Genomic DNA, 26,417 nt, shown 5'->3' with positions numbered 1-26,417 from the left:
GTCAGTCGTCCGCCGTCGGGGCCGCCCCACGCGCTGGCGCCACATCCCGCAGCAGCTGCGTGAACGCCGCCTCGTCCAGCACCGGCGTGCCGTACGCCCGCGCCTTGGCGACCTTGCTCGTCATGGTGTCGGGGTCGTTGGTGACCAGCAGGCTGGTGAGGCGCGAGACGCTGGTCGCGATGTGCAGCCCGGCCTCGAACGCCTGGTCCTCAAGCAGCTCGCGGTCCACCGAGGTGTCCCCGGAGAACGCCACCCGCATCCCCTGCACGAGCCGCCCGCCCGTCTCGTAACGCCCGGGGTTGGGGTAGGGGCACGCGGGGCGCCGCTTCGGCTGCCGCCAGCCGCCCCGCCACGCCGCCGATGACGCGCCCGACGACGAGGACGGCGACGAGGGTGAAGCGGCCGTCGGCGGGTCCGACCACTCGGTGAGCGGGCGGCACGCCAGCAGCGGCAGCGGCAGCTTCCTCGCCGCCGCCCGGTGCAGGCTCGGCCGGAACGCCTCGGCGAGCACCCGCGCGTCATCGAGCGCGTGGTGCGCCCGCCGCTGGGTCACGCCGAAGAACGCAGCCAGCGACTGCAGCCTGTGGTTCGCCAGCGGCAGCCCGAGCGCCTTGGACAGCGCGATGGTGCACAGCCGCTGCTCGACCGGTGCGGTGCGCTCCGTGCGGGCGAACTCCCTGGCGATCATGGTCCAGTCGAACACGGCGTTGTGCGCCACGAGCACGCGGCCTGCGAGCCGCTTCGCGAACTCCCCCGCCACGTCGGCGAAGAGCGGCGCGTCCGCGAGCATCGCCGCCGTGAGCCCGTGGATGTGCACGGGCCCCGGGTCGCGCTGGGGGTTCACCGGCGAGTACCAGTGGTCCTCCACCTCGCCCTCCGCCGTGAGCCGGTAGACCGCGGCGGACACGATGCGGTCCTCCCGGCGCAGCCCGGTGGTCTCGACGTCCACCACGGCGTACCCGGTCGGATACGACGGCGGCCAGGGAACGCCTGCTGACTGCTGGTCGGGAATTCCGGCCAAGGTCGTCTGGTGGTTCTCGAGCATGGTCCCCGAGGATACGGCCAGCTTCCGACAGCGCCCGTACCGGCGTCCGGAGTTGACGGCCCGTCGAACGGCCCACGGGAGGATCCGGGAGGAGATCCGGGGGGGATCGGGAGGGCGCGGATGCGCGGGCGCGAACGGGGTCATTCGTCACACGTGTGCCGTACCCTGCGAAATATGCTGCTCGACACCTATGGCAGGGCCGCGACCGATCTGCGGGTCTCGCTGACCGACAGGTGCAATCTCCGCTGCACCTACTGCATGCCGGAAGAGGGGCTGGCCTGGCTGGACAAGCCCGAGCTGCTCACGGACGACGAGATCGTCCGCCTCGTCGGCGTCGCCGTGACCCGGCTTGGCGTGACCGAGGTGCGGTTCACCGGGGGAGAGCCGTTGCTGCGCAGGGGGCTCACGGGCATCGTCGCGCGCTGTGCCGCGCTGACCCCGCGCCCCCGGCTGTCCCTGACGACCAACGGCATCGGCCTCGCCCGGCTCGCCGCGCCGCTGCGCGAGGCGGGCCTCGACCGGGTCAATGTCTCGCTCGACAGCACCGACCCCGATGTCTTCGAGCGGATCACCAGGCGCCGTCGCCTCGGCGACGTGCTGCGCGGCCTTGAGGCCGCGCGCGAGGCGGGGCTGACGCCGGTCAAGGTCAACGCCGTGCTGATGCCCGGGCTCAACGACACGGAGGCCCCCGGGCTGCTCGCGTGGGCCATCGAGCACGGGTATGAGCTGCGCTTCATCGAGCAGATGCCGCTCGACGCCCAGCACGGCTGGGACCGCGAGCGCATGATCACCGCCGAGCAGATCCTGGCGTCGCTGCGGACGCGCTTCGCGCTCACCCCCGAGCGGGCCGAACGCCGGGGCTCGGCGCCCGCCGAGCGGTGGCTCGTGGACGGCGGGCCCCACCGGGTGGGCGTCATCGCGTCGGTCACCCGCCCGTTCTGCCGCGCGTGCGACCGCACCCGCCTGACGGCCGACGGGCAGGTGCGCAACTGCCTGTTCGCGCGCGAGGAGTCGGACCTGCGCGGGGCGCTGCGCTCGGGCGCGGACGACGAGGAGCTGGCCGAGCGCTGGCGGGCGGCGATGTGGGGCAAGAAGGCGGGCTCGGGCATCGACGACCCCGAGTTCCTTCAGCCGCGGCGCCCGATGTCCGCGATCGGCGGCTGACCGCGCGGCCCCGAGGCCCAGGGAGGAGGCCCTGGGACAGCGCCTACCCCTCCGGCGCCGACCGCCATTCGGCCAGCGGCACCACGTCCTTGAGAAAGCCCCGCACCCCGAGGAATCGCGACAGATACTCCCGGTGCTCCTCACACGCCAGCCACGTCTTGCGGCGCTCGGGGGTGTGCAGCTTGGGGTTGTTCCAGGCCAGCACCCACCGGGCCGCCTCGCGGCAGCCCTTGGCCGAGCAGATCAGGGGAGCGGCGGCGGATTCGTTCGACACGGAATCCATACAACACCCTCAAGAAATCGCCAGAACATCGCCGCAACACAAGAAACGACGCCGGGCAGCCACGGGGGGAGCCGCCCGGCGTCGGATCGTCGCTCCGACGGGGGATACGGAGCGCCCTTGAAGTATGACATGCAATGCACCGATCGGCGCAGGGGAACGGCCCAATTGAGCTGAGGATTTATCGAGCTTCCCAGATCGGAGGCGTCAACTCCGCTTGTGAGGATCCTCGTTCGCGAGCGGAAGCGACCGCGTGGCGCCCTCGGCGAGGAACGTCGACGGCAGCGAGGGGGCGTTCTCGCGGCCCGCGTTCGCCACCACGACGGCCACATACGGCAGCACGACGCCGAGGACGAGGGTGACCGCGGCGAGCGGCCTGCTGACGTTCCACAGCAGAAGCGTCAGCACCACCGCCGCGGTGCGCACGAGCATTGAGATGACATAACGGCGCTGCCGCCCGCGGACGTCGTCCGCGAGCCCCTGCCTGGCCCCGGTGATCCGGTGGACCGTGGGGTCATCGGCCGCACCCCGCCGCCTGAGCATCGCCTCACCACCTCGCCTCGCGCCCCGCCGCGCCGAACGCGGCGGGGGCTTCGTGACCAGGCTAGACCCGGACCTGGGCGAGCCTGCGCCCGGCCTTGAGGTAGATGCCCTTGGGCGGCTCGACGGCCGCGGCCAGGCGCTCGCCCAGCACCTCGCCCAGCGGGCGCAGCGCGTCCGCCTCGGCCAGCACGGCGCTGCTCTGGCCCTCGCCGGTCTCCAGCACGAGCCGCAGCCCGTTCTGCTTGGCCAGCCGCCGGGCCGCGGACGCGCTCGGCGTGAAGCCGAGCACCTTGGTCAGCAGCGCCGCGATGCCCTCGCCGCCGTGCTCGGCGAGGGACAGCTCGGGCAGCGCCTCGACCTCGGTGAAGCTCCTGCGCGAGAACTGCGCGGTGAACCCCGCCCTGGCCGCCATCGCCGCGTCGACGCCGTGCAGCACGGTGACGACCTCGCCCGCGAGCACCTTCTTGAGGTCCATGGGGTGCAGCGAGGAGTCGGCGAGGCGGCCGAGCGCCAGCGCGAGCTCGTCGTCGGTCCACTCCGTCCAGGCCCGCAGGTAGGGCTCCATCAGCCGGTCGGGGATGGACATGACCTTGCCGTAGACGTCGTCGGGGGCGGCGTTGAGGCCGATGTAGTTCCCCTTGGACTTGGACATCTTGGCGCCCGAGCCGTCGGTGCCCTCGATGAGCGGCATGCTGACGATGCCCTGCGGCTCCTGGCCGTAGATCTCCATCACGCGGCGGCCCATCTGCATGTTGAGCAGCTGGTCGACGCCGCCGAGCTCCACGTCGGCGGCGATCTCCGCGGAGTCGATCGCCATGGCCACCGGGTAGATCAGCTCGGACATGCTCAGCCCGTGCCCGCCTTCGAGGCGCGTGCGGAAGTCGTCGCGCTGGAGCAGCGCGGAGGCCGGGACCTGGGCCAGGATGCCGATCAGCCGGGGGAGGGCGATCTCGCCGAGCCACTCGCTGTTGTGCCTGAACCTGACACGTTCGAAGTCGAAGAACGGCCTGACCTGCTCGCGGTACCCGGCGAGGTTCCTGGCGATGTCCTCGTCGGTGAGCGGCGGGCGCTCGGTCGAACGGCCCGTGGGGTCGCCGATCTTGGCGGTGATGTCGCCGATGATCAGCGTCACGTCGTGGCCCATCCGCTGGAACCGGCTGAGCACGATGATCGGCACCGCGTGCCCGAGGTGCACATCCACGGCGGTCGGGTCGATCCCCAGCTTGACGTGCAGCCCGCGCCCCGCGGCCCGCGCTTCCTCGATGCGCTCGGCCAGCCGCTCGGCCGACGGCAGCACGTCGACGGCGCGCGAGGCGATCAACGCGGCCTGCTCGCCCGCCGACAGGTCACCGAGGTCCAGATAACGCCGCGCGCCGGTCTCCTCGAGCAGCTGCCTGACGGTGGTGTCGGAGGAGAGGTCCCGCGTCAGCAGCGCGCGGACGCGCTGCACGGAGTCGCCGAGGCGTGTCACGTTGAGTCCTGGAAGTCGATGGGGGTCTGGGACGCGGCCCATCCTACGGTCGGCGGCTCGGCTCAGGCCCGGGGATTCCGCGGCCCCGCGCCGCCTCCGCCGCGGGGGTAACGCGCCCGCATCGCCGGGCTCGCCGCGGGCCCCGCGGCGAAGACGAACGCCTCGCTGTCGTCGACCCTGCGCCCGGTGGCGGCGTCCACGACGACCGGCTCGACCTCGTCGCCGGTCGTGGCGTCCACCAGGATCATGCTGCGCTCGTCGGGGGCCAGCCTGGCGTTCCCCCAGGCGGCCAGGGCCACGACGACCGGGCGCAGCGAGTGGCCGAGGTCGGTCAGGACGTACTCGTGGCGCGTGGGTCCCTCGCGGTAGGGGCGGCGCTCCAGGATCCCCTCGGCGACCAGGGACTTCAGCCGCGTGGTCAGCATGCTGGACGATATGCCCAGGTTCGCCTGGAACTGATCGAAGCGCGTGTAGCCGTCGAACGCGTCGTGCAGGATCAGCAGCGTCCACCACTCGCCGACCCGCGCCACGGCCGTGGACAGCGGGCACTCGCGATCCTCAAGTCGGACACGGCCAGGCATGGGGCCTCCCGGGATGATGGTGCGACGAGGTGACTGCTAAGGTCGAAGTAAGTAGCTTTCACTTTAGCAGTTGAGGAGTTCCCATGACCGGCCGCCCGATCGACCCCGCGGAGCTGCCCGAGACGGTCCCCCGCTTCCTGGCGGCCCACCGCGTCAGGGACACCCCGACGGCGCTCGCGCTCTTCACGCCTGACGCCACCGTGACCGACGACGGCGCCGTCCACACGGGCGGCGCCGACATCGCGCGCTGGCTCGACCGGGCCGCCTCGGAGTACACCTACACCACCGAGCTGACCGGCGCCCGCCACGAGGGCGGCGACCGCTGGATGGCGACCCACCACCTGGAGGGCGACTTCCCCGGCGGCCAGGTCGACCTGCACTTCCGCTTCACGCTGGACGGCGGGCTGATCTCGGGGCTCACGATCGAGCCCTGAGCCCCCGAGCCCCCGAGCCCCGAGCCCCGAGCCCCGAGCCGTGAGCCCCCGGCCCTTGCGGCCCTCAGACCCCCGGGCTCACCGAGCTCATGTTGAACTCCGGCACCCGCAGCGCGGGCATCGACGTGCGCGGGAAGTACTCGCCCCACTCCCGCGAGCGGCACACCTCGGCCCGGCCCGCCTCGGCCGCGCGGGACAGGAGATCGACGGGTGACTCGTTGAACCGGAAATTGTTCACCACGCCGACCACCTCGCCGCCCTCGACCAGATAGACCCCGTCCCTGGTCAGCCCCGTCAGCAGCAGCGTCTTGGGGTCCACCTCGCGGATGTACCACAGCGTGCTGACCAGCAGCCCGCGCCCGGTGTCGGCCATCAGGTCGGCCAGGGAACGCGTCCCGCCCGCGTCGAGCAGCAGGTTGTCGGTGAGCGGGGCCACCGGGAGCCCGGTCAGCTCCGCGGTGTGCCGGGTGGTCAGCAGCCGCCGCAGCACCCCGTCGGAGATCCACTCGGTCCGCCCGATCGGCAGCCCGTTGTCGAAGACGGAGGGCGCCGAGACGAACGTGTTCGTCGACGAGTGCGCCACCACGAACGGCGCGGCCGCCACCCCTGGCGCGCCCGGGTCGCTCGCCAGCGTCAGGGGCAGCGAGGAGAGGCGCTCGCCCACCCGCGTCCCGCCGCCACGGCCGCTGAAGACGGTCCTTCCCTCGTGGGCGTCGCGCGCGTCCGCGTTCCAGTACAGATAGGTGATCAGGTCGGCGACCGCCGTGGGCGGCAGCAGCGTCTCGTAACGGCCCGCGGGCAGGTCGACCCTGCGCTCGGCCCAGCGCAGCCGCGTCGCGAGGTCCGCGTCGAGCGCCGCGGGGTCGACGGCGGCGAAGTCGTCCGTCGGCACGGTCACGAAGGCCGACCGCAGCCGGTCGCGCGACTTGGCGTTGAGCTCCACATGGCCCGTGCGCTGGTCGTGCCGCCGCCGCAGCCCCGCCGATGTGCCCAGATAGGTGGAGACCACCTCGTCGTTCGCAAAGCCGAACAGCTCACGCCCCTCCGCACGCGCCCGCGCGAACGTCTCCCCGAGCGCCGGCGCGAACGCCTCGAACGCCGCCGCCGACGTCTCGTCGGGCGCGGCCGTGACATCGCCACCGGGCGCGCCCCCGAGCAGCGGCCGCGCGTCCTCGGCCGAAGGCGACTGCCGCGCGGCCTCCTCGGCCGCGCGCACCAGCGGCTCCAGCGCGTCGGCGTCCACCGCGGTCCCGCCGACCACGCCGGCGGCCGTGCCCTCCGCGCCGTTCACCGTGGCGATCACGGTCACGCGCCGCCCGCGCGTCACGCCGTTGGTGGTCAGCGCGTTGGCCGCCCAGCGCAGATGGGCCGTCGACGTCTCATCGACGATCACCACGGCGCCGTCCGAGCGGGACAGCGCGAGGGCGCGTTCGACGATCTCGTGCGGCGCGTCGGCGCCACGCCTTCCGCTGCTCATCTGCCCGACTCCTGGGTGGTGTTGAGGATGCTGATGTCACGGAACAGGGCCGAGGGGCAGCCGTGCGAGACGGCCGCGACCTGCTCGGGCTGGGCCTTGCCGCACATGAACGTGCCGCCCAGCACATAGGTCTCGGGCCCGCCGACGGCCGCCATCGACCCCCAGAAGTCCGTCGTGTTGGCCTGGTAGGCCACGTCGCGCAGCTGACCGGCGAGCCGTCCGTTCTCGATGCGGAAGAAGCGCTGCCCGGTGAACTGGAAGTTGTAGCGCTGCATGTCGATCGACCAGGAGCCCGCGCCGACGACGAGGATGCCCCGCTCGACCCGGTCGATCAGCCCCGCCGTGTCGGGCCCCTCGGGATCGGGCTGGAGCGAGACGTTGGCCATTCGCTGGAGCGGGACCCGCGCGGAGGACTCGGCGAACGCGCAGCCGTTGGACCGCTCGAAGCCCTGGAGCGCGGCGGTCCTCCGGTCCATCTGGTAGCCCACGAGCACGCCGTCCCTGACCACGTCCCAGGACTGCGTCTGCACGCCCTCGTCGTCGTAGCCGATGGTCGCCAGGCCGTGCTCGACGGTCCTGTCGCCCGTGACGTTCATCAGCGGCGAGCCGTAGCGCAGCGTGCCCAGCTGGTCGAACGTGGCGAACGACGTGCCCGCGAACGCCGCCTCGTAGCCAAGCGCCCGGTCCAGCTCGGTGGCGTGGCCGATCGACTCGTGGATGGTGAGGAAGAGGTTCGACGGGTCGACCACCAGGTCGTAACGCCCCGGCTCCACCGTCGGCGCGGCCATCTTCTCGGCCAGCAGCCCCGGCAGCTCGGCCAGCTCGGCGTCCCAGTCCCAGCCCGTGCCCGTCAGATACTCCCAGCCGCGGCCCACGGGCGGCGCCAGCGTCCGCATCGAGTCGAACCGCCCGCTGACCGCGTCCACCGCGGTCGCCGTCAGCTCGGGCAGCACCCGCACGCGCTGCTGGGTGGTCACGGTGCCCGCGGTGTCGGCGTAGAACTTGTTCTCCTGCACCGCCCACAGCCGCGCCGAGACATGGCTGACGCCCTCGGCGCCCAGCAGCCCGGCGCTCCGGTCCGCGAGCAGCGCCGTCTTGTCGCCGTCGGGGACGTCGAAGGGGTTGACCTCGTAGGACGAGACCCACGTCCGCTCGCCGTGCGACGGCTCGGGCGCGAGCTCGACCCGCTCCCGCGCGCCCGCGGCGGCGATGACCTTCGCGGACAGCCGCGCCATCGCCACCGCCTGCCCCGCCACGCGCGCGGCGCCAGCGGGCGTCATGTCGACGCCCGCGGCGAACCCCCAGCTCCCGCCGTGGACGACGCGCACCGCGTACCCCACGTCCGTTGTGTCGGCGGATCCCGCGGGCCTGGCGTCGCGCAGCACCCAGTTGGCGCTGCGCACCCGCTCGCAGCGGAAGTCCGCGTGCTCGGCCCCCAGCGCCCTCGCCCTGGCCAGCGCCGCGTCGGCGAGCCTGCGCAGCGGTAGCGCGAGGAACGTCTCATCGATGGATCTGGGCACGGGGTCTCCTGTCCTCGGCGGTCATCTGTCCTCGGTGCTCGTCTGTTCTGGGCGTTCGCCGGACCCGGCGATGGCGGCGGCGGTGGTGGTCGCCCCGGCACGATCATGCCCCGCCACCTCCCGGCGTGTCCCGGGTCATACCCGCCGGGCGCACCCCCGTTCGCCGCCGCCGCGACGCCTCGCCCGCCCCAGGGCGCGTCGGCCGCGTTGTGGAGGGCCAACAGATCCCCGGCGGGGCCCCTGTCGCGCCCCGCCCCCCTCGGCGCGGCGCGGGGAGGCTAGGTTTGTCCGGAACACCTGACGCAGAAGGAGGGTCGGCCCTTGAGCCGCTCGGTACTCGTCACCGGAGGAAATCGCGGGATTGGCCTGGCCATTGCTCGTGCCCTCGCCGACGCAGGCGACCAGGTCGCCATCACCTACCGCTCCGGTGAGCCACCGAAGGAGCTGGCCGAGCTGGGCTGCCTGGCGGTGAAGTGCGACATCACCGACCCCGAACAGGTGGAGCAGGCATACAAAGAGATCGAGGACGCGCACGGCCGCGTCGAGGTTCTTGTGGCCAACGCCGGGATCACGCGCGACCAGTTGATCCTGCGGATGTCCGAGGAGGACTTCCAGGCCGTCCTCGACACCAACCTCACGGGCACCTTCCGCGTGGTCAAGCGCGCGGCCCGCGGCATGCTGCGCGCCCGCACGGGCCGCGTCGTGCTGATCTCCTCGGTCGTGGGGCTCCTCGGCTCGGCTGGGCAGGTCAACTACGCCGCGAGCAAGGCCGCCCTCGTCGGCTTCGCCCGCTCCCTCGCCCGCGAGCTCGGCTCGCGCAACATCACGTGCAACGTGGTGGCCCCGGGCTTCGTCGACACCGACATGACCAGGGCGCTCCCCGAGGAGCGGCAGGCCGAGATCGTCGGCCAGGTGCCGCTCGGCCGGTACGCCGAGCCCGCGGAGATCGCGGCGGCCGTCCGCTTCCTGGCCTCGGACGAGGCCGCGTACATCACTGGAGCCGTCATCCCGGTTGACGGCGGATTGGGCATGGGGCACTGACACATGGACGGACTGCTCGCAGGCAAGCGCATCCTGGTCACCGGGGTGCTCACGGACGCCTCGATCGCGTTCCACGTCGCGCGGCTCGCGCAGATGGAGGGCGCCGAGGTCGTGCTCACGGGCTTCGGCCGGCTGAGCCTGGTGAAGCGCATCGCCCAGCGGCTGCCCAAGGAGGCGCCGGTGATCGAGCTCGACGTGCAGAACCAGGAGCACCTCGACTCCCTGGCCGCCAACGTCGCCGAGCACCTGGGCGAGGGCATCGGCCTCGACGGCGTGGTGCACTCCATCGCCTTCGCGCCCCAGGACGCCCTGGGCGGCAACTTCCTGAACACCGGCTGGGATTCGGTCGCCACGGCCGTCGAGGTCTCGGCGTTCTCCCTCAAGTCTCTGACGATGGCCCTGCTCCCGCTGCTCGAGCCCCGCGGCGGCTCGGTCGTCGGGCTCGACTTCGACGCCCAGGTGGCGTGGCCCAAATACGACTGGATGGGCGTCTCCAAGGCGGCCCTCGAGGCCACGTCCCGCTATCTCGGCCGCGACCTGGGCGACCGCAACATCCGGGTCAACCTGGTCTCCGCGGGCCCGCTGAAGTCCATGGCCGCCAAGTCCATCCCCGGCTTCGACGAGCTGGCCGACATCTGGGACAACAGGGCCCCCCTCGGCTGGGACCTGGCCGACCCCGAGCCCGCGGCGCGCGGCGTGGTCGCGCTGCTGTCGGACTGGTTCCCGAAGACCACGGGCGAGATCGTGCACGTGGACGGCGGCGTCCACATGATCGGCTCCTGAGCGGGACCGCCCGTCACTCAGCCCGTCACCCCATCCCTCACACCGTCGCGCGCGGGATCAGCCCCCGGCAGATCAGCGCGTACGAGCCGGCCTCGGTGGCGGCGGCCTCGGCGTCAGCCGCGGTGATCGCCGCCACCAGGCCCGCGTGCTCGACATAGTCCTCGTCGCGCAGCTCGTCCCCGACCTCGTCGCGCAGGAACGACCGCACCACCGTGCCCAGATCGGCGTAGAGCGCGGTCAGCACCTCGTTGTGTGACGCCTTGACCACCGCCATGTGGAACGTCGCGTCCGCCTCGACGAAGCGCTCCACGTCCCCTGCGGCCCAGGCCGCCTCGCGCCGCCCCAGCAGCGTCTCCAACTGCCGCAGATCCTGCGCGGTGCAGCGCCGCGCGGCCAGCCGCGCCGCGCCCGCCTCGAGGGTCGAGCGCATCTCGGCGACATCCTGCGGGGCGGCGTCCGCGAACCTGCGGTGCATCACCCCGGCCAGCTCGCTCGTGGCCACCACATAGGTGCCCGAGCCCTGCCGGATGTCGAGCAGCCCGTTGTGCGCCAGGGCCCGGATCGCCTCCCGCACGGTGTTCCTCGCGACGCCGAGCTGCTCGACCAGCTCGGGCTCGGTCGGGATGCGCGAGCCGACCGGCCACTCCCCCGAGGTGATCTCGTGGCGCAGCTGGCTGATCACCTGATCCGCCAGCGCCGAACGTCGGGGCGCGGTAAGTGACATATCTCTCCCGGGATGTCCGAACCCCTCGGGCAAGGGATTCATCCCATGATTCTATGATGCGTTGCATGGGGTTGACGAAGGACGACCGTACTCTCCGAAAGACTTCCCCCGCACCGCGGCCGCCGCACGACGCCGTGCCGGGGGACGGATCCGGCCAGCGGCGCGCCTGGCTCGTCCTCGCGCTGACCCTGGCTGCGCTCAACCTCAGGCCCGCCATCTCCTCGCTCGGCCCCGTGCTCGCCGAGGTCCGCGCCGACCTCGGCATGAACGGCACCGTCGCCGGGCTGCTCACGTCGCTGCCCGCCCTGTGCTTCGGCCTCTTCGGCTTCGCCGCCCCGCGCCTGGCCCGCAGGTTCGGACCCGCAGCCGTGGTGATCGCGGGCCTCGCGGCGCTCACGGCGGGGCTCGCGCTGCGCTCGCTCATGCCCTCGACCGTTCCCTTCCTGCTGACCACCACGGTCGCGCTGGCCGGGATAGCCGTGGGCAACGTTCTGATGCCCGTGCTCGTCAAGCGCTGGTTCCCCGACCGCATCGGCACGATGACCGGCGTCTACGCGGGCGTCTCCGCGCTCGGCGCCGCCGTCTCCGCCGCGATGACCGTCCCGCTGACCGGCGCGCTCGGCGACAGCTGGCGCCTGGGCATCGGCGTATGGGCCGCCATCACCGCCCTCGCCCTGCTGCCCTGGCTCGCCGCCAGGCCCCGCACCCGGCGCGCGGACCCCCACAGGAGCGGCGCGGAGGCAGGGGCAGGCGGAGCGTCCCACGCCGCCGCGCCGCCCATCCCCTCCCTGGCCCGCTCCCGCACCGCCTGGGCGCTCGCCGTCTTCTTCGGGCTCCAGGCCACCGCCGCCTACATCACCCTCGGCTGGGCCTCCCAGATCTTCCGCGACGCGGGCGTCGGCGCCGGAACGGCCGGGCTGCTGCTCGCCGTCATCATGGGCCTCGGCGGCCCGCTCGGCTTTGTCGTCCCCCGCGTCGCCGCCCGCATGCGCCACCAGGGGCCGCTGGTCGCCGCGCTCGGCGCGTGCGGCCTCGTCGGCTACGCGGGCCTGTGGCTGGCCCCCGCGCCGGGCGCCTGGGTCTGGGCCGTCTTCCTCGGCGTCGCCAACTGCGCCTTCCCCGCAGCCCTCACCATGATCGGCCTGCGCGCCCGCAGCGCCACGGGCGTCGCCCGCCTCTCCGCGTTCGCCCAGAGCGTCGGCTATCTGATCTGCATCCCTGGGCCCCTGGTCATCGGCAGCCTGTACGAGGCCACCGGTGGCTGGGACGTGCCGCTCGCCGTGATGGCCGGGCTCATGGCCGTCCAGATCGCCGTCGGCGTCCTCGCCGGGCGGGACCGCCGCGTGGAAGACGGCGACTGAGGGGGACACCCGGGGGAGCGGGGGCGGCGCGTGGGAGGATGGGCCGCATGCCAGCGCTCGAACCCCACCCCACAGGCGGCCAGCGGAAGCTCCTCCAGATCCTCGGCACCATGCTCGGCATCAGCGTCGTGATCGCCGTGATCGCGATCATCGCCTCCCCCTGACGCTCCCCCGGCGTTCTTCCGACGCCTTCCGCCGCCCCATGGTGGTGCCAGCACCACCTTCCCCTAGGGGGTCAGGTTCAGGGGGGACTGGGTGGATCACCGGATGGGCCGCGCACGGCGCGTTGCGTAGGTTGGACTCACCTGCCGGGGAACAGAGTTGACCCCGGCGCCCGACCGAGGGAGACCGTCATGGCCGCCCCCCACGCGAACCGTTCAACGGGGGACATCCGCCTGCGCTGGTGGGCCGTCGCACTCCCGGCCGCCGTGTTCGCCGCCCTGCTGACGCTGCTCGTCTCCGGCACGGAGGCCGACGCGGCCACCGGCACCCACTGGCAGCCCGTCGGCGAGCTGATCGCCCACGTCCGCGCCGCGCTGCTGCCCTGAGCCTTCCACCAGCGCACCAGGGCCGTTCCGATTCCCAACCACCTGCGCCCGCCCACTCCTTTCATGCGAAGCTGGGGCACATGAGCGTCGATGTTCCCCGCAGGATCGTTCTTCTCCGACACGCCAAGGCCGACTGGCCCCAGGTGCCCGACCACGAGCGTCCCCTGGCCGAGCGCGGCCGCAAGGACGCGCCCGTGGCCGGGCGCTGGCTCGCCGGCGCGGGCGTGTCCCCCGATCTGACCCTCTGCTCCACCGCGGCCCGCGCCCGCGAGACCTGGAAGCTGTTCGCCCCCGAGCTGCCCGAGCGCCCGAAGACCGTCTACGACGAGCGGCTCTACGAGGCCACGCTCGGCGAGTTGATCGCCGTGATCAACGGCACGGACGACGCGGTCAAGGACCTGATGCTCGTCGGCCACAACCCCGCCGTCCACGCCCTCGCCGACGCGCTCGCGGGCGAGTCGGACGGCGACACCCGCGAGCGGATGAACCGAGGCGGCTACCCCACCTCCTCGCTCGCCGTCCTCAGCCTCAGCGGCGACTGGAAGGCCGTGGAGCACGGCTCCGCCCGCCTCGTCGCCTTCTGGAGCCCGCAGCCCTGACGCACGCCGGACCCCGGGGCACGCACGCGTCAGCCCTGGGCGTCCGCCGCCTCGACCTCTTCCCTGGTGATCCCCAGCAGGTAGAGGACCGTGTCGAGGAACGGCACGCTGACCGCCGTGTGCGCGGCCTCGCGCACCAGCGGCTTGGCGTTGAACGCCACCCCGAGCCCCGCCGCGTTGAGCATGTCCAGGTCGTTCGCCCCGTCGCCGATGGCCACCGTCCGCGACAGCGGCACCCCCGCCTCATGGGCGAAGCTCCGCAGCAGCCTGGCCTTGGCCGCCCGGTCCACGATGCCCCCGACGACGCGCCCGGTCAGCCGCCCGTCCACCACCTCCAGGGTGTTGGCCGCGGCGAAGTCGAGGCCGAGCCGCTCCCGCAGCACGTCCGTCACCTGTGTGAACCCCCCCGACACCACGCCCACCTGGCAGCCGAGCCGCTTGAGAGTGCGGATCAGGGTCCTGGCGCCCGGCGTGAGCCGCACCTCGTCGCGGACCTTGTCCACCACCGAAGCGTCGAGCCCCGCGAGCAGCGCGACCCTGGCGTGCAGCGACTCCTCGAAGTCCAGCTCGCCCCGCATCGCGGCGGCCGTCACCTCGGCGACCTCGCGCTCACAGCCCGCGTGGGCCGCGAACAGCTCGATCACCTCGTCCTGGATCAGCGTGGAGTCCACGTCCATCACCACGAGGCGCGGCGCCCGGCGTTGCAGCCCCGACGCCACCACCGCCACATCCACCGCGCGCGCCGCCGCCTCGGTGGCCAGCTCGGTGCGCAGCGTCTCCGTCGCCACCCCCGACACGTCGAACTCCACCGCGGTCACGGGGTACTTGGCCAGCCGGTAGATCCGGTCGATGTTCCCGCCCGCCAGCGTTATCCGCGCGGCGATCGCCGCCGTCACCTCGGCGCTCAGCGGGTGCCCGAGCACGGTGACGTGCGAGCGGCCAGCGCCCCGCGCGGGGTTGTCGCCGAGCCCGGAGATGATCTCGGCCTGCACGCCCGCCGACTCGGCCCACGCGTGCACGGTGGCGCGCAGCTCGCCCTCCGTGCCGGTGCCGCGCGCGGGCATGGTCACCAGGGCGCAGAGGGTGATCCTCCCGCGCGTGACGACCTGCTCCAGATCGATGACATCCACGGCGTAGGCGGCCAGAGTCTCGAACAGCGATGCGGTGAGTCCGGGCCGGTCCTTGCCGAACACCTTCACCAGCAACGTGGGAACGCCAGAGGGCAGGCCCTCGGCGGATTCCTCGGCCATATGTGCAAGGGTCATGGTTCTTCCACGGTAGCCGCTTCCTGCGTCCCCGCCATGTCCGTCTTGGTGCGTGGACGCGGCCATGAGGTGAACGTCACGGAGCTACGCACGCTCTGCACCAGCTTGGTGACTTTCGGGGGGCGGGTTCCCGATCGCCGCCGGAGCCTGGAATAGTTCCCCCACGATGTTCAAACATCCCAAGACCCCCTGGCGGGGGTCTATTCGGGGGACAACTTTGTGGGGCATGGAGTGCCGGAACTCGTACTCGAATTGAACGGACAAACCTGGATATTGGATCCGACCAGGTCGTACCAGGTGGGAAGAGACCCCCAGGGCGACGTCGTCCTCCAGGACTCGCGCGTCTCGTGGCGGCACGCCACCATCCGCTGGGTCGGCCAGGGCTGGATCGTGGAGGACCACGGCAGCACCAACGGCACCTACGCCCAGGGGCAACGCGTCCAGCACCTGCCGCTCGGCCCCGGCGTGGTCGTCCATCTGGGGAACGCCGCCGACGGCCCGCGGCTCACGTTCGCCGCCGGTGGCGCGCAGGTGCCGCACCAGCAGCAGGGCCAGCAGTACCCCGCGCGGGGCCAGTACCCGGCGCAGGCGCAGTACCCGGCCCAGGCCGCCGCCATGGCGGGCCACCCACTCGCGATGCCCCAGGGGCACCAACCCCCGGCCCAGCCACCCCACCAGCAGCCACCGCAGCAGCAGCACCAGCAGGGCGGCGGGGCGGCGGGTGCCGACCGCGGCGCCACCAGCCTCCACCAGCTCGCCGTCGGCCAGGTCACCCGCATCGGCCGCGCGCTCGAGAACGAGCTGGTCGTCTCCGACCTCCAGGTCTCCCGCTTCCACGCGGAGTTCCTCGCGCACCCCGACGGCCGCTTCGAGATCCACGACCTCGGCAGCCACAACGGCACCTATGTCAACGGCCAGCAGCTGCCCAAGAACGGCCGCCAGTACCTCGGCCAGAACGACACGGTCGGCATCGGCCACTCGACGTTCCGCCTCGTGGGCAGCCAGCTCCAGGAGTACGTCGACACCGGCGAGGTCTCCTTCTCCGCCCGCCACCTCACGGTGCAGGTGAACAACAACCAGCTGACGATCCTCAACGACGTCTCCTTCGGCGTCCCGGAGAAGTCCCTGGTCGGCGTCATCGGCCCGTCGGGCTCGGGCAAGTCCACGCTGCTGCGCGCCCTGACCGGCTACCGCCCCGCGACCTATGGCGAGGTGCTCTACGACCACAGGAACCTCTACACGCACTTCGCCGAGCTGCGCCACCGCATCGGCCTGGTCCCGCAGGACGACATCCTGCACACCGCGCTCCAGGTCAGGCAGGCCCTCAGGCTCGCCGCCAAGCTCCGCTTCCCCGGCGACGTCGCCGACGCCGAGCGCGACGCCCGCGTCGAGGAGGTCCTTGCCGAGCTCAAGCTGAGCCACCACGCCGAGAAGCGCATCTCCTCGCTCTCCGGCGGCCAGCGCAAGCGCGTCTCGGTCGCCCTCGAGCTGCTGACCAAGCCGTCGCTGATCTTCCTCGACGAGCCCACGTCCGGGCTCGACCCCGGCATGGACCGCGACGTCATGCAGCTGCTGCGCGGCCTCGCCGACGACGGCCGCACCGTCCTGGTGGTCACCCACTCCGTCGCCGAGCTCGGCCTGTGCGACCGCGTCCTGGTCATGGCCCCCGGCGGCGGCGTCGCCTACTTCGGCCCCCCGGACGAGGCGCTCAACTTCTTCGGCTACGAGACGTGGGCCGACGTCTTCTCCGCGTTCGAGAACTACCGCGACTACGACTGGATGGGCCGCTGGCGCGGCTCGCAGCACTACCAGATGTACGCCGCCGACCTCGACGCCGTGCAGCCGCAGGCCCAGCAGTACTGGCCCGTGGCGCCCGTCCAGCAGAAGGCGCAGACCTGGGGCTCCCAGGTGCTCACCCTGATGCGCAGATACGCCGCCGTGATCATGGCCGACAAGGGGTTCCTCGGCCTGACGATCGCCCTGCCCATCGTCCTCGGCCTGGTCAGCACGTTCATCCCCGCCGACCACGGCCTCGGCTACGGCCCGGTGGAGAACGGCGGCCGCAACGGCGACGCCAGCATCATCCTGCTGATCCTCGTCGTGGGCATGTGCTTCACCGGCTCGGCCAACGCGGTCCGCGAGCTCATCAAGGAACGCGTCATCTACGAGCGGGAACGCGCCGTGGGACTCTCACGGTCCGCGTATCTCATGTCCAAGGTCTTCGTCCTCGGCATCGTCACCGTCTTCCAGGGCGCCCTGCTCAGCATCATCGGCTTCATCCCGCGCGACATGCCCCCAGAGGGCGTGATCTTCGAGGACTCGCCCGCCCTCGAGATGACCTTTGTCCTGATGGTCCTGGGCTGCACCTCGATGATGATCGGCCTGGTCATCTCCGCCCTGGTCCGCACCTCCGAGATGACCATGCCGCTGCTCGTCATGATCTCGGTCGTCCAGCTCGTCTTCACCGGCGCGCTGTTCCAGGTCCACGGCAGCCTCGGCGTTGAACAGCTCGCATGGCTCATGCCCTCGCGCTGGGCCCTGGCGGGCACCGGCGCGACGGTCGACCTCAACGTCCTGACCGCCTCGCCCGCCGCCGAGCCCGACCCCGACCCCATCTGGAAGCACGAGGCCGGGTACTGGCTCCTCGATGTCTCGATGCTCATCCTCATCGCCGTCGCGTGCGGCCTCCTGGTCATGAAGTTCCTGCGGCGCCACGAGCCCGAGGTCATGCGCGACTGACCCGTCGGCACCCCTGACGCGGCCGGAACGGCGGCGGGCGTCCCCCCTGATGCGCCCGCCGCCGTTCCGTCGCCCCGCCCCCGTCCTCCGCCCCCCGACCTCCGCCCCCCGACCTAGGTCCACCGCCGCAACGCCGCCCCCGCCCCCGCCCGATCCGGCCCGGGGCCCCGGCGCGTTACCTTCTCCCCATGGGCCCACGCACGGGGCTCGCCGCCGTCAGCGCGGCGCTGCTCGCCATGAACCGCACCCTCCAGGTGCGCGACGTCCTCCAGACGATCGTCGCCTCCGCGCGCGAGCTGCTCGACGCCCGCTACGCCGCCCTCGGCCTGCCCGACGGCAACGGAGGCTTCGCCCAGTTCCTCGTGGACGGCGTCAGCGACCGCCAGTGGAAGGCCATCGGCCCCCTGCCCCGCCAGCACGGCATCCTCGCCGCGATGCTCAAGGGCGCGACCCCCGTCCGCCTCGCCGACGTCCGCGACGACCCACGTTTCGAGGGCTGGCCCGGCGCCCACCCCGAGATGTCCGACTTCCTCGGCATGCCCATCGCCGACGGCCAGGAGGTCCTCGGCGCCCTCTTCCTGGCCAACAAGCGCTGCCCTCCCGGCAGCCGGGGCCCCGACGGCTGCGCGTTCACCGCGGAGGACGAGGACCTGCTGCGCCTCCTCGCCGAGCACGCCGCCATCGCCCTGACCAACGCCAGGCTCTACGAGCGCAGCCGCGAGCTGACCATCGCCGACGAACGCGCCCGCCTCGCCCACGAGCTGCACGACGCCGTCGCCCAGAAGCTGTTCTCGCTGCGCCTGACCGCCCAGGCCACCGCCACCCTCCTCGACCGCGACCCCCGCCGCGCCAGGGCCGAGCTGGCCCAGGTCACCACCCTGGCCGCCGAGGCCGCCGACGAGCTGCGCGCCGCCGTCATCGAGCTGCGCCCCGCCGCCCTCGACGAGGACGGCCTCGTCGCCACGCTCCGCGCCCAGACCCAGGTCCTCGACCGCGCCCACCCCGCGCGCGTCACGTTCGACTGCCTCACCTCGCGCGCCCTCCCCGCCGCCCACGAGGAGGCGCTGCTGCGCGTCGCCCAGGAGGCTCTGCACAACGCCCTGCGGCACGGCGCCCCCGAGAAGGTCCAGGTCTCCCTCTTCCGCCGCGGCGTCGGCACCGTCCTGCGGGTCGCCGACGACGGCACCGGCTTCGACCCCGAGGCCGTCCGCACCGCGGGCCGCCACCTCGGCCTGGTCTCCATGCGCGACAGGGCCGCCTCCGTCGGCGGCAGGCTCACCGTCGTATCCGCGCCCGGCGAGGGCGCCACGATCGAGATGGAGGTCCCCGGTGGCTGACGCCATCCGCGTCCTGCTCGTCGACGACCACCAGGTGGTCCGCCGCGGGCTGCGCACATTCCTCGAGGTCCAGGACGACATCGAGGTCATCGGCGAGGCCGCCGACGGCGCCTCGGGCGTCGCGCGCGCCGAGGAGCTGCGCCCCGACGTGATCCTCATGGACGTCAAGATGCCGGGCAGCGACGGCGTCGAGGCCCTGCGCAGCCTCGGCGAGCTCGGCAACCCGGCCCGCGTCCTGATCGTCACCAGCTTCACCGAGCGCCGCACCGTCGTCCCCGCCCTGCGGGCGGGCGCCGCGGGCTATGTGCACAAGGACATCGACCCCGACGCCCTCGCGGGCGCCATCCGCTCCGTCCACGCGGGGCACGTCCTGCTCCAGCCCGAGGTGGCGGGTGCCCTGCTGGCCCAGGAGGGCTCGGGCGAGAACAGCCGCGCGGGCTCGCTCACCGAGCGCGAGCGCCAGGTGCTCGCCCTGATCGCCCGCGGCCGCTCCAACCGCGAGATCGCCAGGGCGCTCGTCCTCTCCGAGAAGACCGTGAAGACGCATGTCTCCAACATCCTGATGAAGCTCGACCTGGCCGACCGCACCCAGGCCGCGCTGTGGGCCGTGCGCCACGGGATCTCCGACTGACCACCGCGGGGCGCCCGTTACCCCCCGGCCCGTTACCCCACACAGGCCGGGGGCGCCAAGCCGGGCGTCACCATCCGGGATGAGATTCATACCGTCGTGTGGATGTAACCCGTTCAGCGCAACTCCCACGAGCCCCACGCGTTGGGCAGGACACGCCGCGGCGAGTGGCCGCGGCGGTCGTGCAAGGAAGGTCTGGAAGTGAAGAACCTCAAGAAGGCCACCGCTGTCACCCTGATGGTCGGCGGTCTCGCCGCCGCCGGTGCGGGCGTGGCCTCGGCCCAGGCGAACGCCGCTGGCACCGCGCTGGAGTCCCCCGGCGTCGTCTCCGGGAACCTCGTCGAGGTGCCCGTCCACGTCCCGGTGAACGCCAACGGCAACTCCGTGAACGTGATCGGCGTCCTGAACCCGGTCTGGGGCAACGTCGCCACCAACAACTGACCGGCCCTTCCCGGACGGAGCGTTGGGCCGAACGTGGGTAACGGGCACCCCGCCCGTGCCGCGCGCTCGGCCCGCGCGTTGTGCAGCGTGCGACTCCCTCGCCGGAGTCCCTGCACAGTTCCGTCCAGGAGGATCCCAACCATGAACACTGCCAAGAAGGTCGCCTTCGTGCTGGCCGCCACAGGAGCCGTCGTGGGTACCGTCGCCGGCGCCGCTTCCGCGGACTCGGCCGCCGCGGGCGGGGCGGTGGCCTCGCCCGGTGTCCTCTCGGGCAACCTGCTCCAGGTGCCGCTCAGCATCGAGCCCAACATCACGGGGAACACCCTGAACCTCGTCGGCCTGCTGAACCCCGCGTTCGCCAACACGGGCGTCATCGGCTGAGCCACCGCGCCCCAAGGGCCCCGGGAACGCACGCCGTTCCCGGGGCCCCTCCCGTTCCGCCGCCGCCCGCCCCTCAGCCCCGCTGGCGCTCCAGCTCCTCCGCGTACGCGTTGTACGCCGCCACCCGCGCCCGCCGCGCCGCCCGCTCCACCGCCCGCAACACCCGGTCCCGCTCGGCGATCTGCCCCGCGCTCACCGCGCCGCCGTGCCCCTCGCCCGCCGCCTCGTCCGCGATGGCGACGAGCGCGCCCACGCGCCCCGCGAGCTCGAGCACCCGCACCGCGCGCGGCGGATACCCCGGCGCGAGCAGCTGCCGCCCGCGTTCCATCCGCGCCCGGTACGCCTCGAGCCGCGTCAGCGCCATGGGCCCTGCCCCCGCGACATCGAGCCGCGTCAACGCCTCCGTCGCGTCCCGCAGCACCTCGGCCAGCTCCCGCTCCGCCTCGCCGAGCGACGGCACGTCCGCTGGCGCCGCGGGACGCACCGGCAGGCACCGCCACACCACGTCCGTCAGCACATCGCCCACCGGGCCCACCTCGTCGACCTCGGGCACCAGCCCCAGCGGGCACCCCGACGCCAGCACCGCCTCACCCGCCTCGATCGCCGCGGAGTTGAACGCCGCGGGACCGCTCAGACCCAGCGGGTGCCCGGGCGCGGGCAGCGCGATCCGCAGCCCCCGCACCCCCAGCGCCCGCATCCGTCCGAACGCGAGCGTCAACCCGACCGCGCCCGGCTCATCCGGCAGTCCGACGACGCGGTGCACCGTATCGGTGCCCACCGCGCCAGCCATGGCGTCATCGGGGGAGACAAGTCCGGCGAACAGGGCATTGCCCCAGGCGGCCAGCCGCCCCGCACGAGGTTCATCCAGCATGCCCTCTACCTTAGGGAGGTGCGTCCAACAAGCCTCCTGACGCAAGGCGACGAGAGGCCGTGGCGTAGGTTTGTGACCGACGGCGACTGCAAGGGGAGATACCGCGCGCATGAGCGATGTACTGGAGCTGGTGGACGTATCCGTGGTCCGCGAAGGCCGGCCTCTGGTGGACAAGGTCTCCTGGTCCGTCGCCGAAGGCGAGCGCTGGGTCATCCTGGGACCCAACGGAGCGGGCAAGACGACGCTGCTGAACATCGCGTCGAGCTACCTCTTCCCCACCTCGGGGACCGTCCAGATCCTGGGCGAAAAGCTCGGCGGCGTCGACGTGTTCGAGCTGCGCCCGCGCATCGGCATCGCCAGCAGCGCGCTCGCCGACAAGCTCTCCCGCCGCCAGACCGTCCTCCAGACGGTGCTCACCGCCGCCTACGGCATGACCGCCGGCTGGCAGGAGAGCTACGACGAGGTGGACGAACGCCGCGCCCGCGCCTTCCTCGACCGGCTCGGCATGAGCGCGTTCCTCGACCGCAGATTCGGCACCCTCTCCGAGGGTGAGCGCAAGCGGACCCAGATCGCCCGCGCGATGATGACCGACCCCGAGCTGCTGCTCCTCGACGAGCCCGCGGCCGGGCTCGACCTGGGCGGCCGCGAGGACCTGGTCCGCCGCCTCGGCAGGCTGGCCCGCGACCCCTACGCCCCCTCGATGCTCATGGTCACCCACCATGTCGAGGAGATCGCCCCGGGGTTCACCCATGTCCTGCTGATCCGCCAGGGCAAGGTGTTGGCCGCGGGGCCCGTCGACGACGTCCTCACCTCGGCCAACCTCAGCCGCTGCTTCGGCCTCCCGCTGATCGTCGAACGCCGCGGCGACCGCTGGACCGCCCAGGGCCTGCCGCTCTCCTGATCCCGTCTCCCGCACCCGGCCCACCTCCCCAACGAGCCCTGTTCCGCGCCGCGTTCGGCGCACTACCATGAGTTGATGGACTTCTGGGTGTGGTGGCTCATAGCCGCCGGAGGATTCGCGATCGCTCTCGTCCTGACCACCATGCCCGAGCTGGGCATGCTCGCCATCGGCGCGGGCGCCGCCGCCCTGACGGCAGGACTCACCGACAGCCTCGTCCTCCAGGTCGTCGTCTTCGCCGTAGCCTCCACGGCCCTGATCCTGGCCGTCCAGCCGCTCGCCCGCCGCTCACGCGACCAGCTTCCCGCGCACCGCAGCGGCTCCGACGCGTTGATGGGCCGCTCCGCGCTCGTCCTTGAGCGCGTCGACGCCCACACCGGGCGGATCAAGCTCGCGGGGGAGGTGTGGTCGGCCCGCTCGCTGGGGGATGACACCTACGAGCCGGGCACGCAGGTCAGCGTCGTCGAGATCGACGGAGCCACGGCCGTCGTGATGTGATGGCCCGGTAGTTCACCGACAATCATCCCAACTCGTCCAACTGCAAGGGGAGTCACGATGGACGCCATCATCATCGTGCTGGTCATCCTGGTGGTGCTGGTCGTCATCGCCCTCGTCCAGACCATCCAGGTGATCCAGCAGGCGAGCGCCGCGATCGTCGAGCGCTTCGGCCGCTACACCAGGACGCTGAACGCTGGCCTGAACATTGTCGTTCCGTTCATCGACCGCATCCGCAACCGCATCGACCTCCGCGAGCAGGTCGTGCCGTTCCCGCCCCAGCCGGTGATCACCCAGGACAACCTCGTGGTGAACATCGACACGGTCATCTACTACCAGGTGACCGACGCCAGGGCCGCCACCTACGAGGTCTCCAACTACATCCAGGCCATCGAGCAGCTCACCGTCACCACGCTGCGGAACATCATCGGCGGCATGGACCTGGAGCGCACCCTGACCTCGCGCGAGGAGATCAACGCCGCACTCCGCGGCGTCCTGGACGAGGCGACCGGCAAGTGGGGCATCCGCGTCAACCGCGTCGAGTTGAAGGCGATCGAGCCGCCGACGTCCATCCAGGACTCGATGGAGAAGCAGATGCGCGCCGACCGCGACAAGCGCGCCGCGATCCTCCAGGCCGAGGGCGTCAGGCAGTCGGAGATCCTTCAGGCGGAGGGCGCCAAGCAGTCAGAGATCCTGCGCGCCGAGGGCGACGCCAAGGCCGCCGCGCTGCGCGCCGAGGGCGAGGCCCAGGCCATCAGGACCGTCTTCGAGGCCATCCACGCGGGCGACGCCGACCAGAAGCTCCTGTCGTACCAGTACGTCCAGATGCTCCCGAAGATCGCCGAGGGCGACGCGAACAAGCTCTGGATCGTGCCGAGCGAGATCGGCGAGGCGCTCAAGGGGCTCGGCGGCAACCTCAGCAAGTTCGCCAACGGTGGCGGCGGCGGGAACGAAGCGCCCCCCCAGTCCCTCGACAAGTCCGTCCCCCCGCAGCAGCAGCCCCGCGTCGACTGAGGACCCGAGGACCCGAGGACCCGAGGACCTGAGAGGGCCGAGCACGCGACAGGGCCGTTCCCCCGCATCCGAGGGAACGGCCCCCTGTCACACGCCCACGCGCCTCACGCCGACGCGGCCTCCGGCAGCGCCCCCGCGCCCGTCACGGCCAGCCAGTCGGGCAGCGCGTCCCCGTCCTGCGCCCCCACCGCGAGCAGCAGCGCGTCCGCGGGCGTCGGCTCGAACGGCGGTGCCAGCATCCGCATCCCGGCCTGCGCGGGCGTCCTGTTCGCCTTCCTGTGGTTGTCGTCGGCGCACGCCGCGACCGTGTTGAGCCAGGTGTCCCCGCCACCCTGGGAGCGGGGCACCACGTGGTCGATCGTGGTCGCCCGGCGACCGCAGTACGCGCACCGGTGCCGGTCCCGCACCAGAACGCCGCGCCGCGACCACGGGGCGCGTTGTCGGAAGGGCACCTTCACGAAGCGCCTGAGCCTGATCACCTGTGGCACCGGCATGTCCACCGCGGCCGCCCGCACGCGGAGCCCGGGGTGGGCGTGCTCCACCAGGGCCTTGCGCTGCATGACCAGCACCACGGCCCGCCGCAGCGACACCGTCGAAAGCGGCTCGTAGCTCGCGTTGAGCACCAGAGTCTGCCGCACCCCGCCCACCTCCCGTTTTCCTCCCCCGCCCCGCGGCGGGCTGCGTCCACTGTGCCCCCGGCACCGCGGCCGGACAATGCAATTTCCCCGGGGTTTTCGGGACAGGAAACGGAAGGGAACGACAACGCCGGATGAAGCCAGGACCCCGGCTCAGCTCTCCGCGGGGTTCTCGTACGTACCGATCAGGTGCGCCCGCCCGATCGCGTGGAACCGCAGCATGAAGCCGACCTGCGCGGGCGTCGCGTGCTCGTCGGGGCCAAGCTCCTCCTTGTCTACCGCGTAGACGGTGAAGACATAGCGGTGCGGCCCGTCCCCCGGCGGCGGCGCCGCGCCCCCGAAGTCCCGCGTGCCGTAGTCGTTGCGCGCGTGCACCGCGCCCGCTGGCAGCCCGGCCTTCTCCCCGCTGCCAGCCCCCGCGGGCAACTCGGTCACGGACGCGGGGATGTTGAACAGCACCCAGTGCCAGAACCCGCTGCCCGTCGGCGCGTCCGGGTCGTAACAGGTGACGGCGTAGCTCCGCGCACCCTCGGGGGCCTCGGCCCACCGCAGGTGCGGCGAGGTGTTGCCCGCCGCGAAGACCTGGCCGTCCGCGAGCCGCCCGCCGTCGGCGACATCGTCGCTGAGCACCGTGAACGAGGGAACGGGCGGGTGGAAGTCATGGGGGAGCGGACGCCTCTGCGGCTCGGACATGAGGAACCTCCTTAACGTCGTGATCGCTGGCGCCGCTAGCCTAGGGCCTGGCCAGCGGGGGAGGAGACGATGACCAGCCACGGAGAACGCGGTGAGGACATCGGGATCCCCCTCGCGCCCGGGGTCCACCGCTGGCCCGCTGGCGCCACCGAGGCCGGTGCGGACGCCGCGCTGCGCCTGGCCCGGGGCGAGGGCCGCCACGCGACCGCCGCCGACCTCACCGCCGTTGTCGACAAGGAGACCTTCCTGGCCGAGTGCGCCCGCGCCCTCGACCTCCCCGGGTGGTTCGGCGGCACGTGGGACTCCCTGTACGACTGCCTGATTGACCTCTCGTGGTGGGGCACCCCCCGCGGCTACCTGATCGTGGCCCGCGGCTGGCACGCCCTCGAACGGAACGCCCCCGGCCTGGCCGAGACCGCCGTCCGCGTCGCCGACGACGCCACGGCACACTGGCTGAGCCGGGCCATCCCGATGACCGTGCTGCTCGGCTGAGCCGGACGGCGAGACGACGAGACGGCGAGACGGCGAGACGACGAGACGACGAGACGACGACCGGAAGGACCATGGACACCCTGCCCCGCGACTTCTTCGACCGCCCCGTCCTCGACGTCGCCCCCGACCTGCTCGGCCGCACCCTCGTCCGCCAGCTGGCCGAGGGCGAGATCACCCTGCGCCTCACCGAGGTCGAGGCATACGCGGGCGAGGCCGACCCCGGCTCCCACGCCTACCGCGGCCGCACCGCGCGGAACGCCACGATGTACGGACCCCCTGGCCACGCGTATGTCTATTTCACCTATGGCATGTGGTACTGCCTCAATCTGGTGTGCGGCCCGAAGGACCACGCCAGCGGGGTCCTGCTGCGCGCGGGCGAGGTCCGCTCGGGCGCGGAGCTGGCCCGCGCTCGCCGCCCCAGGGCGCGCACCGACGCCGAACTCGCCAGGGGCCCGGCCAGGTTGGCGACGGCCCTGGAGGTGGACCGCGTCCTCGACGGCACCGACGTCTGCTCCGCCGACGAGCAGGCACCTTTGCGGATCCTTCCCGGCAAGCCCGTCGCGGCGGAGTCGATCAGCACGGGCCCGCGCACGGGAGTCGGGGGCGACGGCGCCACCCACCCGTGGCGCTTCTGGATCACGGGCGACCCCAGCGTGAGCCCCTACCGGGCCCACCAGCCCCGCCGCCCCAGGGCGCGACTTGACGCACCCGGCCCGAGGTCGTAACGTAGGTCGAGTCGCCTGAAGCGGATATCGCCCCACAGAGCCGAAAGACTCGCGGGAGCGGCTTCGCAGGCGGACCTCTCAGTTCAGCACGATTCTCCCTCACCGGGGTCTCTTTCGGCACGCCGAAAATCCCGAGCGGGAAGCCTGGTGCGGAGCACTCCGAGAAGTCCGCTAATATGGTGGACACAGCGAAGGGAAACGCCCGGAGGGTCCTGAGATGGGCTTGAAGGAA

The 26,417-nt window shown here is 72.4% G+C and carries 30 protein-coding genes; 18 read left to right on the top strand and 12 right to left on the bottom strand.

The annotated features are described in order from the left end of the window. Position 1: 1 nt before the first annotated feature. Complete coding sequence (locus tag DEH69_RS15625) at positions 2-1,045, bottom strand: DEDDh family exonuclease (protein ID WP_113687584.1); 1,044 nt, start codon at positions 1,043-1,045, stop codon at positions 2-4. Positions 1,046-1,219: 174 nt separating this feature from the next. Between DEH69_RS15625 and moaA the strand changes: the two genes are divergently transcribed. Continuing rightward, entirely contained in the window at positions 1,220-2,209 is a 990-nt protein-coding gene (moaA, locus tag DEH69_RS15620; RefSeq protein ID WP_220131275.1) for a GTP 3',8-cyclase MoaA, read from the top strand. A gap of 43 nt (positions 2,210-2,252) precedes the next feature. Here moaA and DEH69_RS15615 read toward each other — a convergent pair whose 3' ends face one another. The 4 genes from DEH69_RS15615 to DEH69_RS15600 all read right to left on the bottom strand — a co-directional run bounded on the left by DEH69_RS15615 (position 2,253) and on the right by DEH69_RS15600 (position 5,084). After that, on the bottom strand, positions 2,253-2,492 hold the full coding sequence (locus tag DEH69_RS15615) for a hypothetical protein (protein WP_113687582.1): 240 nt from the start codon (positions 2,490-2,492) through the stop codon (positions 2,253-2,255). A 204-nt stretch (positions 2,493-2,696) separates the two neighbouring features. After that, positions 2,697-3,032: a DUF3099 domain-containing protein gene (locus tag DEH69_RS15610; RefSeq protein WP_113687581.1), complete on the bottom strand. Its 336-nt coding sequence runs from the start codon at positions 3,030-3,032 to the stop codon at positions 2,697-2,699. A 61-nt stretch (positions 3,033-3,093) separates the two neighbouring features. Beyond that, positions 3,094-4,503: a tyrosine--tRNA ligase gene (gene tyrS, locus DEH69_RS15605; RefSeq protein WP_113687580.1), complete on the bottom strand. Its 1,410-nt coding sequence runs from the start codon at positions 4,501-4,503 to the stop codon at positions 3,094-3,096. Positions 4,504-4,565: 62 nt separating this feature from the next. Continuing rightward, a complete protein-coding gene (locus DEH69_RS15600; protein WP_113687579.1) occupies positions 4,566-5,084 on the bottom strand; it encodes a helix-turn-helix domain-containing protein in 519 nt (172 codons plus the stop codon). A gap of 83 nt (positions 5,085-5,167) precedes the next feature. Here DEH69_RS15600 and DEH69_RS15595 point away from each other — a divergent pair, with 83 nt between their 5' ends. After that, positions 5,168-5,518: a nuclear transport factor 2 family protein gene (locus DEH69_RS15595; RefSeq protein WP_181727448.1), complete on the top strand. Its 351-nt coding sequence runs from the start codon at positions 5,168-5,170 to the stop codon at positions 5,516-5,518. A gap of 64 nt (positions 5,519-5,582) precedes the next feature. Here the strand turns inward: DEH69_RS15595 and DEH69_RS15590 are convergent, their stop codons facing one another. Beyond that, complete coding sequence (locus tag DEH69_RS15590; protein WP_113687578.1) at positions 5,583-6,995, bottom strand: metallopeptidase TldD-related protein; 1,413 nt, start codon at positions 6,993-6,995, stop codon at positions 5,583-5,585. Beyond that, positions 6,992-8,515: a TldD/PmbA family protein gene (locus tag DEH69_RS15585; RefSeq protein ID WP_113687577.1), complete on the bottom strand. Its 1,524-nt coding sequence runs from the start codon at positions 8,513-8,515 to the stop codon at positions 6,992-6,994. Before DEH69_RS15585 ends, DEH69_RS15590 begins: the two co-directional genes overlap by 4 nt. A gap of 321 nt (positions 8,516-8,836) precedes the next feature. Here DEH69_RS15585 and fabG point away from each other — a divergent pair, with 321 nt between their 5' ends. Beyond that, on the top strand, positions 8,837-9,556 hold the full coding sequence (fabG, locus tag DEH69_RS15580) for a 3-oxoacyl-[acyl-carrier-protein] reductase (protein WP_113687576.1): 720 nt from the start codon (positions 8,837-8,839) through the stop codon (positions 9,554-9,556). Positions 9,557-9,559: 3 nt separating this feature from the next. Further along, positions 9,560-10,339, top strand: coding sequence for an enoyl-ACP reductase FabI (gene fabI, locus DEH69_RS15575; protein WP_113687575.1), 780 nt, complete (start codon positions 9,560-9,562; stop codon positions 10,337-10,339). 37 nt (positions 10,340-10,376) lie between these two features. On the opposite strand, the gene DEH69_RS15570 is transcribed toward fabI, so the two are convergent. Next, entirely contained in the window at positions 10,377-11,063 is a 687-nt protein-coding gene (locus DEH69_RS15570; protein ID WP_113687574.1) for a FadR/GntR family transcriptional regulator, read from the bottom strand. 65 nt (positions 11,064-11,128) lie between these two features. Here DEH69_RS15570 and DEH69_RS15565 point away from each other — a divergent pair, with 65 nt between their 5' ends. The 4 genes from DEH69_RS15565 (at position 11,129) to DEH69_RS15555 (ending at position 13,571) form a co-directional block, all read left to right on the top strand. Continuing rightward, positions 11,129-12,424: an MFS transporter gene (locus DEH69_RS15565; RefSeq protein ID WP_113687573.1), complete on the top strand. Its 1,296-nt coding sequence runs from the start codon at positions 11,129-11,131 to the stop codon at positions 12,422-12,424. Positions 12,425-12,471: 47 nt separating this feature from the next. Further along, positions 12,472-12,588 (top strand): SGM_5486 family transporter-associated protein, encoded by a 117-nt coding sequence (locus tag DEH69_RS32760; protein ID WP_258534692.1) that lies wholly within the window; start codon positions 12,472-12,474, stop codon positions 12,586-12,588. A 189-nt stretch (positions 12,589-12,777) separates the two neighbouring features. Then, the gene (locus DEH69_RS15560) at positions 12,778-12,972 is read left to right on the top strand and encodes a hypothetical protein (protein WP_113687572.1); all 195 of its coding nucleotides are present in this window, start codon (positions 12,778-12,780) and stop codon (positions 12,970-12,972) included. 80 nt (positions 12,973-13,052) lie between these two features. Further along, positions 13,053-13,571, top strand: coding sequence for a histidine phosphatase family protein (locus DEH69_RS15555; RefSeq protein ID WP_113687571.1), 519 nt, complete (start codon positions 13,053-13,055; stop codon positions 13,569-13,571). Between the two features lie 29 nt (positions 13,572-13,600). On the opposite strand, the gene serB is transcribed toward DEH69_RS15555, so the two are convergent. Beyond that, positions 13,601-14,836 carry a phosphoserine phosphatase SerB gene (gene serB, locus DEH69_RS15550; RefSeq protein WP_258534691.1) on the bottom strand — a complete coding sequence of 412 codons (1,236 nt, stop codon included), beginning with the start codon at positions 14,834-14,836 and terminating at the stop codon, positions 13,601-13,603. Between the two features lie 231 nt (positions 14,837-15,067). Here serB and DEH69_RS15545 point away from each other — a divergent pair, with 231 nt between their 5' ends. The 5 genes from DEH69_RS15545 to DEH69_RS15525 all read left to right on the top strand — a co-directional run bounded on the left by DEH69_RS15545 (position 15,068) and on the right by DEH69_RS15525 (position 20,362). Then, positions 15,068-17,575, top strand: a complete 2,508-nt coding sequence (locus DEH69_RS15545; protein WP_113687569.1) for an FHA domain-containing protein — start codon at positions 15,068-15,070, stop codon at positions 17,573-17,575. Between the two features lie 188 nt (positions 17,576-17,763). Further along, entirely contained in the window at positions 17,764-18,912 is a 1,149-nt protein-coding gene (locus tag DEH69_RS15540) for a GAF domain-containing sensor histidine kinase (protein ID WP_113687568.1), read from the top strand. Further along, positions 18,905-19,543 carry a response regulator transcription factor gene (locus tag DEH69_RS15535; protein WP_113687567.1) on the top strand — a complete coding sequence of 213 codons (639 nt, stop codon included), beginning with the start codon at positions 18,905-18,907 and terminating at the stop codon, positions 19,541-19,543. The genes DEH69_RS15540 and DEH69_RS15535 overlap by 8 nt, the downstream gene beginning before the upstream one ends. A gap of 198 nt (positions 19,544-19,741) precedes the next feature. After that, positions 19,742-19,981 carry a chaplin gene (locus tag DEH69_RS15530; RefSeq protein ID WP_113687566.1) on the top strand — a complete coding sequence of 80 codons (240 nt, stop codon included), beginning with the start codon at positions 19,742-19,744 and terminating at the stop codon, positions 19,979-19,981. A gap of 141 nt (positions 19,982-20,122) precedes the next feature. Next, on the top strand, positions 20,123-20,362 hold the full coding sequence (locus DEH69_RS15525) for a chaplin (RefSeq protein WP_113687565.1): 240 nt from the start codon (positions 20,123-20,125) through the stop codon (positions 20,360-20,362). Between the two features lie 73 nt (positions 20,363-20,435). On the opposite strand, the gene DEH69_RS15520 is transcribed toward DEH69_RS15525, so the two are convergent. Further along, complete coding sequence (locus DEH69_RS15520; RefSeq protein ID WP_113687564.1) at positions 20,436-21,233, bottom strand: hypothetical protein; 798 nt, start codon at positions 21,231-21,233, stop codon at positions 20,436-20,438. Between the two features lie 109 nt (positions 21,234-21,342). On the opposite strand from DEH69_RS15520, the gene DEH69_RS15515 reads away from it, so the two are divergent. The 3 genes from DEH69_RS15515 to DEH69_RS15505 all read left to right on the top strand — a co-directional run bounded on the left by DEH69_RS15515 (position 21,343) and on the right by DEH69_RS15505 (position 23,640). Beyond that, positions 21,343-22,134: an ABC transporter ATP-binding protein gene (locus DEH69_RS15515; protein WP_113687563.1), complete on the top strand. Its 792-nt coding sequence runs from the start codon at positions 21,343-21,345 to the stop codon at positions 22,132-22,134. A gap of 75 nt (positions 22,135-22,209) precedes the next feature. Then, positions 22,210-22,629, top strand: coding sequence for an NfeD family protein (locus DEH69_RS15510; protein WP_113687562.1), 420 nt, complete (start codon positions 22,210-22,212; stop codon positions 22,627-22,629). Between the two features lie 57 nt (positions 22,630-22,686). After that, a complete protein-coding gene (locus tag DEH69_RS15505) occupies positions 22,687-23,640 on the top strand; it encodes an SPFH domain-containing protein (RefSeq protein WP_113687561.1) in 954 nt (317 codons plus the stop codon). Positions 23,641-23,744: 104 nt separating this feature from the next. On the opposite strand, the gene DEH69_RS15500 is transcribed toward DEH69_RS15505, so the two are convergent. Further along, the gene (locus tag DEH69_RS15500) at positions 23,745-24,278 is read right to left on the bottom strand and encodes an HNH endonuclease (protein ID WP_113687621.1); all 534 of its coding nucleotides are present in this window, start codon (positions 24,276-24,278) and stop codon (positions 23,745-23,747) included. A 150-nt stretch (positions 24,279-24,428) separates the two neighbouring features. Further along, entirely contained in the window at positions 24,429-24,968 is a 540-nt protein-coding gene (locus DEH69_RS15495) for a YbhB/YbcL family Raf kinase inhibitor-like protein (RefSeq protein ID WP_113687560.1), read from the bottom strand. A gap of 69 nt (positions 24,969-25,037) precedes the next feature. Here DEH69_RS15495 and DEH69_RS15490 point away from each other — a divergent pair, with 69 nt between their 5' ends. Both DEH69_RS15490 and DEH69_RS15485 read left to right on the top strand, forming a co-directional pair. Further along, on the top strand, positions 25,038-25,460 hold the full coding sequence (locus DEH69_RS15490; protein ID WP_113687559.1) for a barstar family protein: 423 nt from the start codon (positions 25,038-25,040) through the stop codon (positions 25,458-25,460). A gap of 71 nt (positions 25,461-25,531) precedes the next feature. After that, the gene (locus DEH69_RS15485; RefSeq protein WP_113687558.1) at positions 25,532-26,185 is read left to right on the top strand and encodes a DNA-3-methyladenine glycosylase; all 654 of its coding nucleotides are present in this window, start codon (positions 25,532-25,534) and stop codon (positions 26,183-26,185) included. Positions 26,186-26,417: the final 232 nt, after the last annotated feature.

Origin of the sequence: Streptomyces sp. PT12, from assembly GCF_003311645.1 — a bacterium.
GTDB lineage: Bacteria > Actinomycetota > Actinomycetes > Streptomycetales > Streptomycetaceae > Streptomyces.
Note: the sequence above shows the minus strand (reverse complement) of the source record. Positions and strands in the feature narration are given on the sequence as shown.

Coding starts and splice junctions, on each gene's coding strand:
- DEH69_RS15570 (WP_113687574.1), bottom strand. CDS start 11,063: ATGTCACTTACCGCGCCCCGACGTTCGGCGCTGGCGGATCAGGTGATC.
- DEH69_RS15495 (WP_113687560.1), bottom strand. CDS start 24,968: ATGTCCGAGCCGCAGAGGCGTCCGCTCCCCCATGACTTCCACCCGCCC.
- DEH69_RS15615 (WP_113687582.1), bottom strand. CDS start 2,492: ATGGATTCCGTGTCGAACGAATCCGCCGCCGCTCCCCTGATCTGCTCG.
- DEH69_RS15515 (WP_113687563.1), top strand. CDS start 21,343: ATGAGCGATGTACTGGAGCTGGTGGACGTATCCGTGGTCCGCGAAGGC.
- DEH69_RS15505 (WP_113687561.1), top strand. CDS start 22,687: ATGGACGCCATCATCATCGTGCTGGTCATCCTGGTGGTGCTGGTCGTC.
- DEH69_RS15555 (WP_113687571.1), top strand. CDS start 13,053: ATGAGCGTCGATGTTCCCCGCAGGATCGTTCTTCTCCGACACGCCAAG.
- DEH69_RS15595 (WP_181727448.1), top strand. CDS start 5,168: ATGACCGGCCGCCCGATCGACCCCGCGGAGCTGCCCGAGACGGTCCCC.
- DEH69_RS15540 (WP_113687568.1), top strand. CDS start 17,764: ATGGGCCCACGCACGGGGCTCGCCGCCGTCAGCGCGGCGCTGCTCGCC.
- DEH69_RS15590 (WP_113687578.1), bottom strand. CDS start 6,995: ATGAGCAGCGGAAGGCGTGGCGCCGACGCGCCGCACGAGATCGTCGAA.
- DEH69_RS32760 (WP_258534692.1), top strand. CDS start 12,472: ATGCCAGCGCTCGAACCCCACCCCACAGGCGGCCAGCGGAAGCTCCTC.
- DEH69_RS15565 (WP_113687573.1), top strand. CDS start 11,129: ATGGGGTTGACGAAGGACGACCGTACTCTCCGAAAGACTTCCCCCGCA.
- fabI (WP_113687575.1), top strand. CDS start 9,560: ATGGACGGACTGCTCGCAGGCAAGCGCATCCTGGTCACCGGGGTGCTC.
- moaA (WP_220131275.1), top strand. CDS start 1,220: ATGCTGCTCGACACCTATGGCAGGGCCGCGACCGATCTGCGGGTCTCG.
- DEH69_RS15610 (WP_113687581.1), bottom strand. CDS start 3,032: ATGCTCAGGCGGCGGGGTGCGGCCGATGACCCCACGGTCCACCGGATC.
- DEH69_RS15525 (WP_113687565.1), top strand. CDS start 20,123: ATGAACACTGCCAAGAAGGTCGCCTTCGTGCTGGCCGCCACAGGAGCC.
- DEH69_RS15485 (WP_113687558.1), top strand. CDS start 25,532: ATGGACACCCTGCCCCGCGACTTCTTCGACCGCCCCGTCCTCGACGTC.
- DEH69_RS15510 (WP_113687562.1), top strand. CDS start 22,210: ATGGACTTCTGGGTGTGGTGGCTCATAGCCGCCGGAGGATTCGCGATC.
- DEH69_RS15520 (WP_113687564.1), bottom strand. CDS start 21,233: ATGCTGGATGAACCTCGTGCGGGGCGGCTGGCCGCCTGGGGCAATGCC.
- serB (WP_258534691.1), bottom strand. CDS start 14,836: ATGACCCTTGCACATATGGCCGAGGAATCCGCCGAGGGCCTGCCCTCT.
- DEH69_RS15560 (WP_113687572.1), top strand. CDS start 12,778: ATGGCCGCCCCCCACGCGAACCGTTCAACGGGGGACATCCGCCTGCGC.
- DEH69_RS15600 (WP_113687579.1), bottom strand. CDS start 5,084: ATGCCTGGCCGTGTCCGACTTGAGGATCGCGAGTGCCCGCTGTCCACG.
- DEH69_RS15625 (WP_113687584.1), bottom strand. CDS start 1,045: ATGCTCGAGAACCACCAGACGACCTTGGCCGGAATTCCCGACCAGCAG.
- DEH69_RS15490 (WP_113687559.1), top strand. CDS start 25,038: ATGACCAGCCACGGAGAACGCGGTGAGGACATCGGGATCCCCCTCGCG.